Origin of the sequence: Thioclava sp. (assembly GCF_048263065.1) — a bacterium.
GTDB lineage: Bacteria > Pseudomonadota > Alphaproteobacteria > Rhodobacterales > Rhodobacteraceae > Thioclava.
This window is the reverse complement of sequence record NZ_JBLXEM010000012.1, coordinates 1-17143: the sequence shown is the minus strand read 5'-3', so window position 1 is coordinate 17143 and position 17143 is coordinate 1. Positions and strand designations below refer to the sequence as shown.

The window sequence follows — 17143 nt, the reverse complement described above, 5'->3', positions numbered from 1 at the left end:
TTAGACACCCTTGCCCTCACTGTAAAACACAGGGCTCAAGTTTCGAACTTCTTGCGGCAACTAGAGTTCCGCGTGATCGATATCTATGGAACATTTTAAGTAAATGCGGCGTGTGCGAAGATTCCATTCTCATGACAATTCGCAGCAGAAATTCGGACTCCAACCCGTTAGAGACTGACGAAAGATTTTCTGAACAAGCCGTGCGGACAACGTACCCGAGCAAGAAATCTGCACGAAACATTGATGCCGCACCAGACAACGTTTTAAAGCCTTATATTGAGGCAGAAACCTCTTTCAACTCGGGCCTATATAGCGCTGCGGGCGCAATGTATCGAAAAGCTATGGAACGTGCTATAAAGCATATCAATCCGGACGCTACTGGGATGCTGAACAAACGCATTCGCGAACTTGAGAACAACTCGATCCTTCCTCATCCGATGATTGAACTTCTCGACCAAGTCCGCTTGTTCGGCAATGACTCGATGCATGAAGAGGAATATGACCCGAGCAAAGAAGAATGCGAAGCGGCGCGAGAGTTTGCATTTCTTTTTCTTACCTACGCATTCGCAATGCCAGCCCTCGTAGCAGAAGCGAAACAAAAACTGGCCCAAGAAACGTGATTCTGAGGGAGAAGCCCCCAAGGCTCGGGCGCGGCCCTCATCACACTGAAACATACGACACTCCCCCTCCCGCGCCTATGGCTCCAACCTAATTACTGCGCGCCGTCCCTCTGCGCGGGTGATTGGCGTAGCGCGCCTACCCAGCCACAACCTCGATTTCTCGACATACGGGCGGGGCGGCGTGAACACGGGTTAACGCGGCACGATATTGCCCCCCTCCTGCCCGACCCGCACCGGATCGCGCGACATTCCGGCAGGCGCGCGCAAGAGGGCAGCGCAACGTCATAGCGTTTCTCCGCAATTTCGATCATCGCGCCGCCGCCCGAGATGAATTGGTTTCGCATCGCGTGCAGCGGGGCCAGCACCTCTGCCACATCTTCCTTGACGATCAAAGCCAGGCGCGTGCCGTGAATATCAATCGGCTGGGACTGCGTAAGCGGCTTTCACAGCCGCATCGAGTGCCTTTATCGGCATCTGATAAGCGAGACCTCCGACCAGTTTACCCGCTCGTCAAACGCTGCGCGCGCCATGAACGCTGCCGATGCCTCGCCGCTGGCGGTATAGGAGGCGAAAGCATCGTAAGCGGCTTGCCTATCTTTTGCCCCCAGTGCCGCGCGAAACGCCTTGGCCAAGCCGGAATCTTTATACGGTCCCGTCAGTAGATTGCTCGCGCGATCCGCCGCGTTGGGCACCGTATAGACAACATCTCCCTAGGCATTGATGAGGAAAATATCATGGTATTCCTTGTCGTTCAGAATCGAGTCGAGCCCGCGATGCAACCGCGCGCGCACTTGATCATAGGCATGCAGATCACCCCGAATCCGGAAGCTTGGTGAGCGATCTCCCACTTCACCTGAGGCTTGCTCTTGGGGGTAAATTTCCGCACCAGCACATAAAAAGCGGGCACCATGAACACCCCGATAAAGGTGGCCGCGGCCATACCGCCCATCACGCCAATCCCGATCGCGCGTTGCGCCGCCGCCCCGGCCCCGGTGGCAATCGCCAAGGGCAGCACCCCAGCATAAAGGCCAGCGAGGTCATCAGGATCGGCCGCAAACGCAGCCGTGCGGCCTCAAGAGTGGCGTCGATCAAATCGCGCCCTTGCGCCTCAAGATTGCGCGCAAATTCGACGATCAGAATAGCGTTTTTCGCCGCCAGCCCGATGGTCGTCCAGATGCCAACCATAAAATAAACATCGTTCGCCTGAGCCGTCACCCAAGCCGCAGCCAGCGCGCCCAACACGCCCACCGGCACGGCCAGCATCACCGAAAGCGGGATCGACCAGCTTTCATAAAGCGCTGCGAGACACAGGAATACGACCAGCACCGACAGCGCATAAAGATAGGACGCCTGATTGCCCGATTGGCGTTCCTGATAGCTGAGCCCCGTCCAAGCCAGCCCATAGCCACTTGGCAATTTATTCACCAGCTCCTGCATCGCATCCATCGCCGCCCCCGAACTGGAACTGGCCGATGACTGCCCCGAAATTTCCACCGCATCAGTGGCATTGTAGCGCGAGAGTTTCGGCGCGGCAGACACCCATTGCGTCGTCACAAAGGCCGAGAATGGCACCATGTCGCCGCTCGAATTGCGCGCATACCAGTTGTCGATGTCGCCGGGCTGCATCCGATAGGGCGCATCGGCCTGTACGATGACCGGGCGCAAATTGCCGTTGATCTTGAAATCATTGACATCTTTTCCCGCGAAAATCACCTAGAGCATCGCGTTCAGATCGCTCAAACTCAGCCTTAAACTCTCGGCTTTTTGCTGGTCAATGTTTAGCTGCAAGGCTGCGTTATCCTCATCGCCATTCACCTGAACGTTGGGTAGGCGGCCGTCAATTCTCGCCTCGCCAACCAGTAGATCTGCCGCTTGGCGCAGGGCAGTCACTCCCGCGCCAGCCTGATCGACAAAATACAATTTAAAGCCTGACGTATTACCCAAACCCCGGATTGATGGCGGTTGCAGGAAAAACACCTCACCTGCACGCAGTCGGGCGAAATACTTGTTGGCACGCGCGGCAATTGCCTCGGCGCTTTGATCTTTGCCTGTGCGTTCGCTGAACCCCTTCAGCATGGCGAACACCATCGCGGTGTTCTGCCCCGACCCGCGAAATGAAAACCCAAGCGTAGCAAGGACCGAAGACACATCGCCTTTTTCCTGCGTTAGAAGGCAGTTGGTAATCTTATCAACGACATCAGACGTCTGCGCATTGGTCGACTCCTCTGAGAGACTGACCATCACCATCAGAAACGGTTTGCGCAGGATCCGCCTGACGGCCGCTACATATCCCGATTGCACCTTGGCAAATCCGCTATTGAATGCGCGCGCAGGCGCGTTTGGCGGCGTGGTCGCGGGGTGCAGCAGTTTCGCCGCCAATGCCGGCGACAGTGGGAGCGCCACGATCGCTGACAGCACCATCGCCGTGATGATCGTGACCGAGAACTGGCGGTAAATCACACCGGTCGAGCCGGGAAAGAATGCCATCGGCAAAAACACCGCCGAGAGCACCAGCGCCACACCCACCAGCGCGCCGGTGATTTGGCTCATGCTTTTCTCGGTGGCGGCCATCGCGGACAGGCCGTCTTCTTCCATCACGCGCTCGACGTTTTCCACGACGACAATGGCGTCATCCACCAGCAAGCCGATGGCCAGCACCATCGCGAACATCGTCAGCGTATTGATCGAGTAGCCCGCAATCAACAGCACGGCAAACGTGCCCATCAGCAGCACCAGAACAATCGCCTCGCCTAGCGTGTGATACACTTTCTCGATGGATTGCTGCACGAAAGGCGAGGTGTCATAGGCGATGTGAAAACTCACGCCTTCGGGCAGCGACGGGGCCAGACGCGCCAGCGTCGCGCGCACGGCCGCCGCCGTGTCCACCGCATTCGCACCATTGGCGGGGTTCACTCCTAAACCCGATGCGCTCAGCCCGTCAAAGCGCGAGTTCCTGCCGTAATCTTCTTGCCCGATTTCAATAAGCGCCACATCGCCCGCCGAGCCGTCCGTCTCGGTCTTGAGCAGAATTTTCTCGAATTGCTCGGTCGAGGTAAGCTAGCTTTGCGCAGTAATCGTGGCAGTGAATTGCTGGCCATTCGTGGTCGGCCTCTCGCCAAGGCTGCCAACCGACACGGTGGTGTTTTGCGCCTTCACAGCCGTTGTCACGTCGTTCGGCGTGAGCTGATATTGGTTGATCTTGTTGGGGTCCAGCCAGACCTGCAACGCATAGCCCGAGCCAAAGATATTAAGCCCGCCAACCCCGGCGGTGCGTTCGACCGGGCCTTGCACCTCGGTCGCTAGAATATTGCCCAGCTCGAGTGTCGAATATTTGCCATCCGCCGAGACCAATGTGCCGACCATCAAAATATCCGAGGATGAGCGCGACACGTTCACCCCGGCCGTCTGCACCGAGTTGGGCAACTGGCTTTCGATCTGGCGGATTTTGGTCTGCACCTCGTTTTCGGCATCAATCGGCGTGATGGAACTGTCAAAGGTCAGCGTCACCCGCGCCGAGCCTTGGGTCGAACGGCTCTCCATATAGAGCATCCCGTCAAGGCCCGTCAGCGCGTCTTCAATCGGCGTGGTGACCGAGTTTTCGACGGCAAGCGCGGTTGCGCCTGAATAGCTGGCCGAAATACGGATCGTAGTCGGCGCGACCTCGGGATATTGCGAAACCGGCAGTTGGGTGACGCTATAGCCGCCCGCCAGAATGGTGACCAAGGCCAGAACGATGGCAAAGACGGGACGGTGGATGAAAAAGCGGATCATGCGGGATTACTCGCTTTTCGCCGCTGCGCGGGTTTGGGCCGCCTCTGCACGCTTTGGCACGGCATCCTTCACCACACCCTCGGCGTTGATCGTCACGGGCACGGTTTTGATCTCTGCGCCATCGCGCAGGTTTTTCAGCCCATCCAGGATCACCGCATCGTCGCTTGCGACCCCGTCGGTCACGATCCGTGCGTTATCGTAGGTTCCACTGGTGGTGAGCGTTACTTTCTTGGCCTTGCCATTGAGCGCGATGAAGGCTGAAAGCGAGCCATCCCCTTCGCGCGTGGTTGCGCCTTGCGGCACAAGGATCGCTTGCGTGTCGCCCAGCGTGATCTTGGCACGCAAGAACTGGCCGGGCATGATCTGATGGTTTGGATTGTCGAACTGAAAGCGGAAATCAACCGTCCCGGTCGTCGTTGATACCGTTGCGCCGGGGCTGATCAGCGTGCCGGTGCCGTCATATTCCTCACCCGGTTCCAGCAGCAGCGACACCTTAAGCTGCGCCCCGCGCGTCAACGACCCCGAGGCGATACGCTGGCGCACCCGCACAATGCGCGCCGAGCTTTCGGACTCATCGACATAGATCGGATCGAGCCGTGTCACAGTGGTCAGCGCGGTGGTTTGATTGGCCGTCACGAGTGAGCCAACCGAGACCGCCGCCACATCGGGCACCCCGTCGATCGGCGAGCGGATCACCGTGCGATCCAGATCAAGCTGCGCCGTTTGCAGGTCAGCCTTGGCTTGCAGCGGCGCAGCCTTGGCCTGTGCCAGCGCCACCTGCGCGCTTTCCAGATCGCTGACGGAGATCGAGGTCTTTTCCAGTTTTGTATAGCGATCCACCTGCGCTTGGGCGGTTTGGACATTGGCGTCGGAACTTGCCTGTTCGGCCTGCGCCGCGGTCAGTGCGGCTTGATAGGTGTCATCGTCGATGTGAAACAGCGCATCGCCCGTCGTGACTTTATGACCCGCGTCTTAGTCGATGGATTTGATCTACCCGTTCACACGCGGGCGAATATCGGTTTGCTCATAGGCGACCGCGCGCCCCGGCAAGGTGACGATATAGGGCACGTCCTGTGTCGTGAGCGTCATCACGCCCACTTCGGTCGGGCCAGTGGCATGTCCACCGGGCGCGCCCTGAGCAACGGCTTGGGTTGCTATCATGAACACCGCTGTGATCAGCGTAAACCCACGCGCCTGCTTCGTTCCGCTCACCATCCTACGAAACTCCCAGTCACCATGTTCCCGCCGATTTGCTATCGGCTTTGCAATCTCTTCATAAGCTGAGGCGCGCGACTTCCGCCGCTCGAATTGCGCAAACCTGCGCGCCCAAGCGGCTAACGCCAAAATGCAGAAAGGGACGCAGCGCGCCCCCTTCAACTGATTGATTTAGCTTATTTTACAGCGTGATCCGGTAGCGCGCAAAGCCACCCTCGCCACCATCCGCTGGTTCGATCTTAAGCCCGCGCGACTTCACATCTTCGAGATACGTCTGCGCCTTGGGGCCAGTTTCAAACAAAACCGTCGCCCCGCCTGCGGGCGCGAACGACCAGTTGGCATCGGCCTGCGGGCTGATCGTGCCTTTGTCATGGATATAGCGCACGATCACATCGCGGTTGGTGTCAGGCGCGCGATAAATCACGGTCGAGCCATCGGCACCGGGGAATTGCCCGCCACCCGAGGCGCGATAATTGTTCGTCGCGATCACAAACTCGGCCTCGGGGTCGATCGGCTTGCCCTCGAATTGCAGATCCACAATGCGGTTTGTATCGGGGTTCACCACATCGCCGTCTTTGCCGAATTTCGAGGGCTGCGTGATGTCGATTTGATAGGTCACCCCGTCAATCACGTCGAAATTATAGCTGGGGAAATCGGGGTTGAGCAGCATCGCGTCTTTCGCGCCTGCATCGACCTGATTGAACATCCCCGCCGAGCGTTCCAGCCAGTCCTTGACCTGCGCACCCGTCACTTTCACCGCCTGCAAGGTGTTGGGATACAGGTAAAGATCGGCCACGTTCTTGATCGCGACCGGACCTGCGGGTACATCGGTGTAATAATCGGGGCCGCCGCGCCCGCCCGCCTTGAACGGAGCCGCAGCCGAGAGCAGCGGCAGTTTGCCCTCGGGCGTGCCCTCCAGCAGTTGTTTGACATACCAAAGCTGCGCGTTGGACACGACCTGCACCGAAGGATCATCGGCAACCAGCGCGAAATAGGAATACAGCGGCGCGGTGGTTTCGCCGACCTTGGCGCGGACATATTTCAACGTCGCCTCATGCACCTGATCGGAGCTGTGCAACACCGGGCCGTAATCGTCGGTCAGGGCCGTGATCGAGCGATCCTCGCCGCGTTTGAAAATCGGACGGATCTCAGACGTGTGCGTCGCGATCTTCCACTTGCCGCCGTCTTGTTCCAGCATCAGATCAATCAGACCCATGTGGTTGCCCCAGAACCCGGCCTGCACGGCAGGTTTGCCTTGCAAGGTGCCCTTGTCATTGTCGATGCCGGGGCCTTCAAAATCCTTGCCGGGGAAGTTCAGGTGCTGGTGACCGGTGATCACAACGTCGATCCCGTCAATGCCCGCCACATACAGGGCGGCGTTCTCCATCCCCTCGCTTTGCGGGCCTGCATCGATGCCGGTATGAGAAAGTGCCACAACGATATCAGCACCTTCCTCGCGCATTTGCGGCACCCAAGCGGCACCCGCCTGCACGATGTCACGGGTGTTGTAATTGCCCTCAAGATGGCTGCGATCCCATTGCATGATCTGGGGCGGCACAAAGCCGATCACCCCGACCTTGATCGGCAGCTTGTTGCCCGCGCCATCAGTCAATTCGCGATCCAGAATGATGTAGGGCGGCAGATACAGATCATCCTCGCGCGGGGTGGCCCCCAGTTTATGGGCGAAGTTCGCACAGACCAGCGGGAAGCCCGCCTTGGCGTTCACCTTGCCCAGAAATTCCATGCCGTAGTTGAATTCGTGATTGCCAAGCGTGCCACAATCATAGCCCAAAACATTCATCGCCGCGATGACGGGGTGCGTATCGCCCTCTTTCATCCCCTTGGAATAGGCGATGTAATCGGCCATCGGGTTGCCCTGCATGTAATCGCCATTATCGAACGTCATCGTATTGGCGGCCTCGGCGCGCACACCCTCGATCAGGGTGGCGGTACGCGACAGGCCGACCGTATCGACGGGCTTGTCGGCGTAGTAATCATAGGGGCGGATATGGCAGTGAATATCGGTCGTGCACAGCAAACGCAGATGCGCCTGACCCGCAGCCGCAGCAGCGGTGAACGGGTGCACCATGACCAAACCACCCGCAGCGGTGGTGGTCAGCAAAAACTGGCGGCGTGAAAGCAAAGACATTGGGGGAACCTCCGATATATGGCTTCTTGTCGAAGCGCTCTATCGCAGGATCGTAACAGCGTTTTGACCGTACGGACAAACCCTGTTCTGTCCAAGGGCACAAAACCGCGTGAGCGGGCGGCGGTCAGGCCGCCCGCGTTGCATTCTTCAGCCATGTTCCAAGATCGCCTGCACCTCGGGCGCGGGGCCGGGATGGTGGCAAAACACCTCGCGCCCCTCGATCGTCGCGGTGGGCGGGGTGGTGGCGCAGATCTCGGTCGCGCGCGGACAGCGGTTGCGCAGCGGACAGCCCGAGGGCGGGTTCAGCGGGCTGGGTAAATCGCCCTCCAGATGGATCAGCTTCTTGGCTCGCTCCACCGCCGGATCGGGGATTGGCACAGCCGACAGCAGCGCCTGCGTGTAGGGGTGCTGGGGGGCGGCGAACAGGTGTTCGGTTGGCCCGGCCTCCATCATCTGGCCCAGATACAGCACCATCACCTCGTCGCAGACATGGCGCACTACCGACAAATCATGGGCGATAAAAATAATCGTCAGACCCAGATCGCGGCGCAGATCCTCGAGCAGCGCAATCACCTGCGCCTGAATCGACACATCTAGCGCCGAGACGGGTTCGTCGCAGATCAGCAGTTTCGGCTCCACCACCAGCGCGCGGGCGATGCCGATGCGCTGACATTGACCGCCTGAAAACTCATGCGGGTAGCGGTTGATCTGGTTGGGCAGCAAGCCGACCTTTTCCATCACAGCGCGCACCTTTTCGCGCCGCTCTTTGCGGCCCATCTTGGGACGATGCGTGCGCAGCGGTTCGGCGATGATTTCGCCCACCGTCATGCGCGGATCAAGCGAGGCCAGCGGGTCTTGAAAGATCATCTGGATATCGGCGCGATATTTCAGCATCGCGCGCGGACCAAGCGGCACAAGATCGGTTTCGCCTTGCCAGATCACCTGCCCCTCAGAGGGCAACATGCGGATCAACGCGCGCGCCAGCGTGGACTTGCCACAACCACTTTCGCCCACGATGCCCAGCGTTTTCCCTTCTTCAAGCGTAAAGCTGACGCCGTTCACGGCGCGCAGCTTTGGCGGCGTGCTCCATGGCAGGTCCGAGGCGCGGCGAATGTCGAAGGTCACCCGCAGATCACGAGCCTCAATCAGTGGAGCACTCATGCGGCGACCTCCTCGATAGCGCGGTGACAGGCACGCGCACGGCCCGGCGCGAAGGTGGTGAGCGGGGGCATTTCCACTGCACAAATATCCTCGACGAAATCACAACGCGGACAGAACGGGCAGCCCGTGGGCGCGCCGGTCATGTTAGGCGGATTGCCCCGGATCGGGATCATCGTGCTATCGGCATCCAGCCGCGGGAGCGCCGCCAACAAGCCCTTGGTGTAGGGATGTGTGGGCTGTGCAAACAGCGGGTCAATCTCGGATTGCTCCATCACTTGGCCGCCATACATGACGATCGCGCGCTCGCAAAAGCCAGCAACGACGCCTAGATCATGGGTGATCAGCACCGTCGCCATGCCAAGTTCACGACGCAGATCGCCCAGCAGATCCATAATTTGCGCCTGCACGGTCACATCCAGCGCGGTCGTGGGTTCGTCCGCGATCAGCACGTCAGGCTTGCACAGCAGCGCCATCGCGATCATCACGCGTTGCCGCATCCCGCCCGAGAACTCATGCGGAAACAGCCGCACCCGGTTTTTCGCATCAGGGATTTTCACCGCATCCAGCATCACCACCGCCTGCGCCACTGCATCGCGTTTGGACAGGCCTTTATGCTGCATCAGCGTCTCGGCCATCTGATCGGAGATCCGCATATAGGGGTTGAGCGCAGTCATCGGGTCTTGAAACACCATCGCGATCCGGTCGGCGCGGATTTTGTTCAATTGCCCCTCGGGGAGATTCAAAATCTCGGCCCCGTCAAAGCTGACAGAGCCAGACGCGCGCCCGTTGGCGGCCAAAAGCCCAAGGATCGAAAAGGCGAGCTGGGATTTGCCCGACCCGCTTTCGCCCACAATGCCCAGCGTCTCGCCTTTTTCCAGCGCGAAACTGACACCGTTGACGGCATGCACCGCGCCCTCTTGCGTGGCAAAGCGCACGTTTAGATCTTTTACGTCCAACAATGCCATATCAGCGCTCCTTCGGGTCCAGCGCGTCACGCAGACCGTCCCCTACGAAATAGAAACCAAACAGGGTGATGATGAAGAAAAACAACGGGAAGGCGAGCTGCCACAACGTGCCATAGCTCATCGTGCCTGCCCCTTCCGAGATCAGCGCCCCAAGCGAGGTTTGCGGTTCCTGCACGCCCAGCCCGAGAAACGAGATGAAGCTCTCGGTCAGGATCATCAGCGGCACCAGCAGCGTCGCAAACACTACCACCACGCCCACAAGGTTGGGCAGGATGTGGCGGCGGATGATGGTGAGGGCGGGCACACCGATGGCGCGCGCGGCCTCGACATATTCGCGGTTCTTCAGCGTCAGGGTTTGCCCACGCACGATGCGCGACATTTCCAGCCATGAAATCAGCCCGACGCCGACAAACAGCATCCCGATCGAGCGGCCATAAATCACCAGTAGCAAGATCAGGACGAACATATACGGAATCGCCAGCAAGATATCGACGAGGCGCATCATGAACCCGTCGATACGGCCGCCGAAATAGCCCGACACCGCGCCGTAAACCGTGCCCACGATCACCGCGATCAACGATCCGATCACCCCCACGAGCAACGAGATTTGCGTGCCCTGCACGGTGCGCGCAAAAAGATCGCGCCCCAGATCATCTGCGCCGAAATAATGGCCATTGGCGAAGGACGGACCAGAGGCGCTGGCATCGCCCATCACGTTGTAATCGATATCAGAATTGTTCCACGCTGAAATCCAGTTGCCAAACAGGGCAAACGTGATGACGAAGATCAGCAATCCCAACCCAAAGATTGCCGCCCTGTTACGAAAGAACCGCCGCCGCGCATCGGCCCAAAGCGAGCGTCCCGCTACGTCTTCGCGCGATGTGGCCTTGGCCAGCGAGGCCATTTTGCTTTGATCTATGACCATATCAATACCGGATTTTCGGGTCGATCCATCCGTAGACGATATCGACGACAAGATTGAACAGGATGGTCAGCGTACCCAACAGGATCGTCACCCCCATCATCACCGCGTAGTCGCGATTAAGCGCACTATCGACAAAGCTTTTGCCGATTCCGCCAGTGGTGAAATACACGTCAATAATGACTGAACCGGTGATCATCGAAACGAAGGCCGGCCCGAGATAGGAAATCACCGGCAGCAGCGCGGGTTTGAGCGCGTGACGGAAGATGATTTTACGGTTCGGCAGCCCTTTGGAGCGTGCGGTGCGGATGTGGTTTGACCCCAGCACCTCAAGCATCGAGGACCGCGTGATCCGCGCAATCGAGGCCATGTAGGACGTGGACAGCGCAATCACCGGCATGATCCAGAAGCGCGGGTCGGAAAAGCTCCAGCCTCCGCCGGGCAGCCAATGCAGCGTCAGCGTGAAGACCAGCACAAGGATCGGGGCCATCACGAAATTGGGCAGCACCTGCGCGCCGATCGATACGCCGACGGCGATGTAATCAAGCCACGAATTGCGCTTGATTGCGGCGGTCACACCAAGGCTCACGCCCACAACCACCGCTGCGATGAAGCTAAGAAACCCGTAGGTTAGCGTGACCGGAAAGCCCTGCGCGATGATGTCATTCACGGTGCGGTCCTTGTAGCTGAAGGACGGTCCGAAATCGAAATGCAACACCACATTGGACAGGTAGGTCGCGATCTGTTTCCACAGCGGCAGATCAAGGCCGTATTTCGCGTTGAGGTTGGCCAAAACCTCGGGCGGCACGGCGCGTTCAGACGAGAACGGCCCGCCCGGTGCAGCATGCATCAACGCAAAGCTTGCGATGATCAGCACCAGCAGCGTCGGGATTGCGATGGCCAGACGCTTGAGAATGTAGACAATCATTTAGGTTACCCCGGAAATTCATCGGGCGGGCCGCGCTTGCAGCCCGCCCTGTTTCCCTGTCTGCGGCTTACTTCGCCGTGCGATACATGTTCTTCGCGTACCAGTTGAGCTGCACGTTATCGAACGGGTAGCCCTTGATATTTGAATTCAGCAGCATCGGCAGCGAATAAGCGTAGATCGGTGCCAGCGGCATTTGATCGGCAAGAATTTTCTCGGCTTTGGTGTAGTCGCTTTGCGGATCGGCTGCAGTCTTGCTGTCTTTCATCAGCGCGTCATACGCCGGGTCTTTCCACTGACCCGAGTTCTGATCCGACCACGAGGTATTCACGTCGAGATAGGTCGAGGCCTCATTGTAATCGGCACACCAAGCGGTCCGGGCTACATCAAAATCATGCTGCTGGTTGAGCTTGTCGAGATAAACCTTCCACTCGAAATTCTCGAGCGTGGCATCGACCCCGATCTGTTTCCAGAACTGCTGCACCGCAATCGCGATCTTTTTGTGATCGGACGAGGTGTTGTACATGATCCGCAGCTTGAGCGGGTGATTGGGGCCATAGCCTGCTTCTTTGAGCAGTTCCTTGGCCTTATCCATGCGCTCTTTGTCAGTCCACTTCGCATATTCGATATCAGGGGCTTCGAAGCCCGCAGTCGCCCAATGGGTCCAGCTATAGGCTGGTTTCTGCCCACCCTTAAGGATCTTGTCGATGATGATGTCGCGATTGATGCCATAAGACAGCGCCTGGCGCACCTTCACATCTTTAAGTGCCTCCGGTCCGTTCGGGCCAACATTGAAGCGGTAGGCATAAACACAGGAGCGCGGCGGAGCATGCGCCTGGTCGGGGTATTCATCCTTCAGGCGCGGATATTGACCTGCCGGGGTCTGCACGAAATCCAGTTCGCCTGCCTGATAGCGCGTCAGCGCTTGATTGAGATCTTGGATCGGGATGAACTTCAGGTCGGTCAGCGTCGTATTCGCCGCATCCCAATATTTGTCGTTCTTGGTCAGCTCAATGCTCTCGCCGATCTTCCAGCTTTTCAGCGTGTAGGCACCGTTCGTGACCATATGCTCGGGCTTGGTCCAGTCAGAGCCATATTCTTTCACCACCTTCTCTGGCACCGGGAAGGTCGAGGACAGCACCAGCATCTGGCGGAAATAGGGAATCGGTGTTTCCAAAGTGACCTGCAACGTGTGGTCATCAAGCGCCTTGACTCCCAGATCCGAGACCGGCTTGTCACCCTCGATCACGGCATGGGCGTTCTTGACCTGCATCAGCTCAATATACCACGCATATTCCGAGGCGGTATTGGGATCGGCCACCCGCTGCCATGAGTAGACAAAATCCTGCGCGGTGACTGGCGTGCCGTCCGACCAGTTCTCGTCGCGCAGATGGAATGTGTAAGTCATCTTGTCATCGGAAACGTCAAAGCTCGTGGCCGCAGCGGGCACGAGATTGCCGTGCTCGTCTTGATTGTAGAGCCCCTCGAACATCTGCTGAAGGACGTCATTGCCATCCTTCGACGTGTTCAGATCGGGATCTAGCGTCTTGAGATCGTCCTGCAACCAGTAAGTAAAGCTCTGGTTGGCCGCCAGCTTGGTGTCGGCGGGGACGTGATCGGATTGCGCGAATATGGGTGCGGCGCCGCCCATCATCAGGGCAAAAGCGGAAATCGCGAGGATTGGCTTCAAGGAATACCTCCATTTGGTGGGATTTGATGCGTCAGGTGGCATGCTAACATCACAACCTATGATTGCTCAAATCTCTTGTTGATGCGCCATCAAGCGCAATCACCGCGCCGAGGGCAAGCCCGACCGCGCAGAGATAACATTGATGTGAGCGCGCTGTTTTCATCGAGAGCGTAGGGGTTAGCATGACTTAAGCGTTGAGCGCGTTGAATTCACTCGTGAATCGGTTTTCCACCTCGCGAGCACCGTGAACGCCGTTAACCTCGACGTCAGCATCGAGACGCGGCGAGGTCACACACCCCTCATCATGCCAAGTCTCACACCGATACATCGCGCGCAGCACGCAAACGCGCCGATTCTTCAGCACGAAAGACACGGGGGCTATGCGTCGGACAATGTGCGAATGCGTTCCTTTTTAAATAAATTCTTAACGAATTGTCCGTAGCCTCAACCTGAGGGCGACTTCGCACTCCTAACGCAGGCCAGCGGGGCAATCCTTGTTACCGACGACGTTCTGGCACCCTGCAGGATGGATTGCGACGTCTCGGATGCGCAAATGTTGGAAAACACACGATGAATGCTTGGTATTTTACCTTTGAGTATCCACCCGAGTTCGGTGGCGGCCTCAGTACCTATATGCGCATCGTCACCGAAGCCTATGCGGAACGTTCAGACGCATCATTGGTGGTCTTCACGCTTTCCAACCGTCAGTCGGGCCTTATGTCCCGGCGATATCTGCATGACAATGTCCAGCTGATTACAATCAATCCAAACCAGTCTTTGGAAAAAGATGAACTTGGGCATTGGGTAAATGTCGCACGGCTTTTCGAACGATTTTCAGATCTATTTATGATGCAAATTGATACGGGGCTGAGGGATCTTGTGCACCCCGACTACGTCGAATTTGCGGATGGTTTTGGGATTGGGTCGTTGACGATTCAGCAAAAGCTATGCCTGAATTCGCGTCTCCAAGATGTACCGATTATTGTTACGGCGCATACCCCAACTTACTTGATTGATCGCCTGAATCAAATTCCAACTTTCAAATTGCCACACTATTGGACTGGTCAGCTTGAATTGCAAGCTTTGTGTGGCGCTGATCTCGTTATTGGCTGCGCGAAGGCTATCTTGGATCTTCTCGATAAAGAGGTCGGGCGGACAGGCGCGAAATTAGGCCCGTGCAAAGTTTTGCACAATCCTTTTCCGGTAGAAGACTCTGCCGCGCTGGATGCGCCCCCAAGAGGAAGTTATGACCACTTCTATATGGCATCACGCCTCACCCATTGGAAAGGGGTGGAGTCGGCCATCAGAGCCTTCGAGATCCTCTGGAACGAAGGCATAAAAGTTCCATTTTATATATATGGTGAAGATACATTTTTCACAGTTACAGGCACAAATTACTCAGAATACATCGAGAAACGGTACAAAAAATATATTGATGGCGGATTGCTAACGCTCAAAGGAAAATGCCCGCGTAGCGAAATCTCCAAAATCTCGAAAACCGCCTACGCGCAAGTGCACCCCTCTCACTTCGACAATTTCCCTTATAGCGTACTCGAAGCGATGAGCGAAGGCACCAAATGTGTCGCAGGTTCCAACGGTGGGATTCGCGAAATTGCGACGGATGAGGATGATATTTTTCTTACAAATGTCGAAGATCCTCAAAAATTTGCCGCAGCTTTGCGAAAAGCATATAACCTTTCCGAAAACACTCGTATCACGATGCGATCGAATGCTAAATCAAAAATTAAAAGGCACTGCGACCCTAAGATATTTCTTCTCGAAAAGGAAAAGATGGTTCGTGAGTTGTCAGCGCAGAAATGCTCCGCTCCGAAAAGTTTCCCGTTCCTCTCTCCACCTAAGGAAAGCTGTGTTTTCGAAGCCGCAAGCATTTCTGATGGTAATCCCGAGCTGTCAATCATTGTTCCCTATTTCAATATGGCGGATTACATTGATGAAACTCTTGATAGCATTTCAAATAGCACGTTCAAAAATTTTGAAACCATCCTTATCAACGACGGCTCAACAGATCAACGATCCATTGAACTTCTGGGTCAACTTCATACCACGCACGGGCTAAATGAAAAACAACTCCGAATTATTAACATCCAAAATGGAGGGGTCGCGAATGCACGCAATACAGGCGTTAAACATTCTCTCGCACCCTTCATTGCACTGTTAGATTCAGATGATCTAATTGGCGCGCGCTATTACGAAAAAGCAATGCGAATTTTAAAGACATACGAAAATGTGTCTTTTTGTGGCGCATGGATCGAAGACTACAATGCTGATGGTCGCATTCGAAACTGGGCGACATGGAACGCCGAGCCGCCGATCCAATTGATTATGAACCAGACCAACTGTCAATCGCTAATCTATAAGCGCGCGGCTTTCGAACAAAGTGGATGGCACGACCCCGATTTGCGCATGTTTCTAGACGATTGGGAAGGCATGATTTCATTGCTTGCCGGCGGCCATCGCGGCGTCATGATTCCCGAAGCACTTTTTGAGTATCGCATTCGTTCGGAATCAATTTTTCGCTCGGGTGGCGGACTTTGGGATATTAATTATGAAAAAATCACTCAGAAGCATCGAGAACTTTATAACGAATGGGGGGCCGACATAGCGGCTTTTCTTAATGTGAATGGACCAAATAATTTCTACCATGTGGCAGGAAAAGAAGGAAGCCTCAGGAAGTGATGCTATTTTCGACATTCGGCACGCTTGACGTAAAATTCGACCAGAAATATGTGGGACAGCATCATGCTTGAAGCACTTGGAGAGTTCAGAGTTGACCCGAATGATCCCAGCTTTGTGTCTCTGGCTCAATCGGACCACCCCTATACCAAAGACGTCTTGATCCAAGATAGCTTACGCGTTAACTGCGGCGATCGAAGTGGGGAGAAGCTCAAGGTTTCAGCGATGGAACCAAACAACTGCGATCCATTCTATCGAATAAATCCAATAAACATGGGCGCATCTGAATGGTATTCTATGGAATATGTTCCCTCGACCAAAAACGTTGCAGGCTCAGGCCGTATTGTAGCCTTGCTAGATGCCGCAAGCGCACAATCCGCAACTATTTTCGCGATTTGTCGAATTTTTTACAAGAACGGTCGAAGCGAAGACATTAGTTCACGACAGATGGAAATTCGGAAAAATCGAGAGAAGCGGATCTTTACGATTGACATCGATGATGCATTATTATTTTCTGCCAATAACATTACATCTTTCCACTTACTTTTTTTCATTGAAGCTCGCAATGTAGCAATTGATGTTTATGGACTGAGTATCACTTCAATTGCGACAACAAATTCACTACATAGTGCGAACGATATAAAGCGAATTCGTTTTTCTCAAAAAGCAAAAACTTTATCTCGCTTCCAACGCGTCTTGGGCTCAAACGTCAGACGTGTTTGGAAGGGAAAAACAAACAAGCACCGGGCACTCGCAAAAGATGTCTTTATCGATTTTGAGCAGGGCTCAGCAATCCAAACGAGTGTGATGCATAACGATAATAAATTGATTATTGATTTCTCTAAGGCGACCGGTCGATGGCGCACACTTGAGTTTCGATTTAACGAAGTAAAAAATACGGGAACAACTTTTGCGCTTCTGCATTTCAAAGGAATGAGTCTCCCTGCATCACTTCTAGGGTCAGGATGCATTGATTTCGACACTCAGTTCTGATTCACGGCTCTGCAAAAGGGAGCGGTGATATGAGTGAT

Annotated in this window: 10 protein-coding genes and 2 pseudogenes; 3 read left to right on the top strand and 9 right to left on the bottom strand. The window is 56.0% G+C overall.

What is annotated here, in order from left to right; genetic code table 11:
* Positions 1 to 131 precede the first annotated feature (131 nt).
* On the top strand, positions 132 to 620 hold the full coding sequence (locus ACN0SD_RS14370) for a DUF4145 domain-containing protein (protein ID WP_417808919.1): 489 nt from the start codon (positions 132 to 134) through the stop codon (positions 618 to 620).
* 865 nt (positions 621 to 1485) lie between these two features.
* On the opposite strand, the pseudogene ACN0SD_RS14365 reads toward ACN0SD_RS14370, so the two are convergent.
* The 9 genes and pseudogenes from ACN0SD_RS14365 to ACN0SD_RS14325 form a co-directional block, all read right to left on the bottom strand.
* A pseudogene (locus ACN0SD_RS14365) lies at positions 1486 to 4391 on the bottom strand (efflux RND transporter permease subunit); the annotation flags it as partial.
* Positions 4392 to 4397: 6 nt separating this feature from the next.
* A pseudogene (locus tag ACN0SD_RS14360) lies at positions 4398 to 5348 on the bottom strand (efflux RND transporter periplasmic adaptor subunit); the annotation flags it as partial.
* A 33-nt stretch (positions 5349 to 5381) separates the two neighbouring features.
* Positions 5382 to 5603, bottom strand: a complete 222-nt coding sequence (locus ACN0SD_RS14355) for a hypothetical protein (protein WP_417808918.1) — start codon at positions 5601 to 5603, stop codon at positions 5382 to 5384.
* A 184-nt stretch (positions 5604 to 5787) separates the two neighbouring features.
* Positions 5788 to 7755, bottom strand: coding sequence for a bifunctional 2',3'-cyclic-nucleotide 2'-phosphodiesterase/3'-nucleotidase (locus ACN0SD_RS14350; protein ID WP_417808917.1), 1968 nt, complete (start codon positions 7753 to 7755; stop codon positions 5788 to 5790).
* 147 nt (positions 7756 to 7902) lie between these two features.
* Positions 7903 to 8916, bottom strand: a complete 1014-nt coding sequence (locus ACN0SD_RS14345) for an ABC transporter ATP-binding protein (protein ID WP_417808916.1) — start codon at positions 8914 to 8916, stop codon at positions 7903 to 7905.
* Complete coding sequence (locus ACN0SD_RS14340) at positions 8913 to 9881, bottom strand: oligopeptide/dipeptide ABC transporter ATP-binding protein (RefSeq protein ID WP_417808915.1); 969 nt, start codon at positions 9879 to 9881, stop codon at positions 8913 to 8915. Before ACN0SD_RS14340 ends, ACN0SD_RS14345 begins: the two co-directional genes overlap by 4 nt.
* A 1-nt stretch (position 9882) precedes the next feature.
* Complete coding sequence (locus tag ACN0SD_RS14335; protein WP_417808975.1) at positions 9883 to 10785, bottom strand: ABC transporter permease; 903 nt, start codon at positions 10783 to 10785, stop codon at positions 9883 to 9885.
* A 22-nt stretch (positions 10786 to 10807) separates the two neighbouring features.
* Entirely contained in the window at positions 10808 to 11731 is a 924-nt protein-coding gene (oppB, locus tag ACN0SD_RS14330; protein WP_417808914.1) for an oligopeptide ABC transporter permease OppB, read from the bottom strand.
* A gap of 67 nt (positions 11732 to 11798) precedes the next feature.
* Complete coding sequence (locus ACN0SD_RS14325) at positions 11799 to 13418, bottom strand: peptide ABC transporter substrate-binding protein (protein ID WP_417808913.1); 1620 nt, start codon at positions 13416 to 13418, stop codon at positions 11799 to 11801.
* Between the two features lie 570 nt (positions 13419 to 13988).
* On the opposite strand from ACN0SD_RS14325, the gene ACN0SD_RS14320 reads away from it, so the two are divergent.
* Together ACN0SD_RS14320 and ACN0SD_RS14315 are read left to right on the top strand one after the other, a co-directional pair.
* On the top strand, positions 13989 to 16115 hold the full coding sequence (locus tag ACN0SD_RS14320) for a glycosyltransferase (RefSeq protein WP_417808912.1): 2127 nt from the start codon (positions 13989 to 13991) through the stop codon (positions 16113 to 16115).
* 63 nt (positions 16116 to 16178) lie between these two features.
* Complete coding sequence (locus tag ACN0SD_RS14315) at positions 16179 to 17105, top strand: hypothetical protein (protein ID WP_417808911.1); 927 nt, start codon at positions 16179 to 16181, stop codon at positions 17103 to 17105.
* The last annotated feature ends 38 nt before the right edge of the window (positions 17106 to 17143 follow it).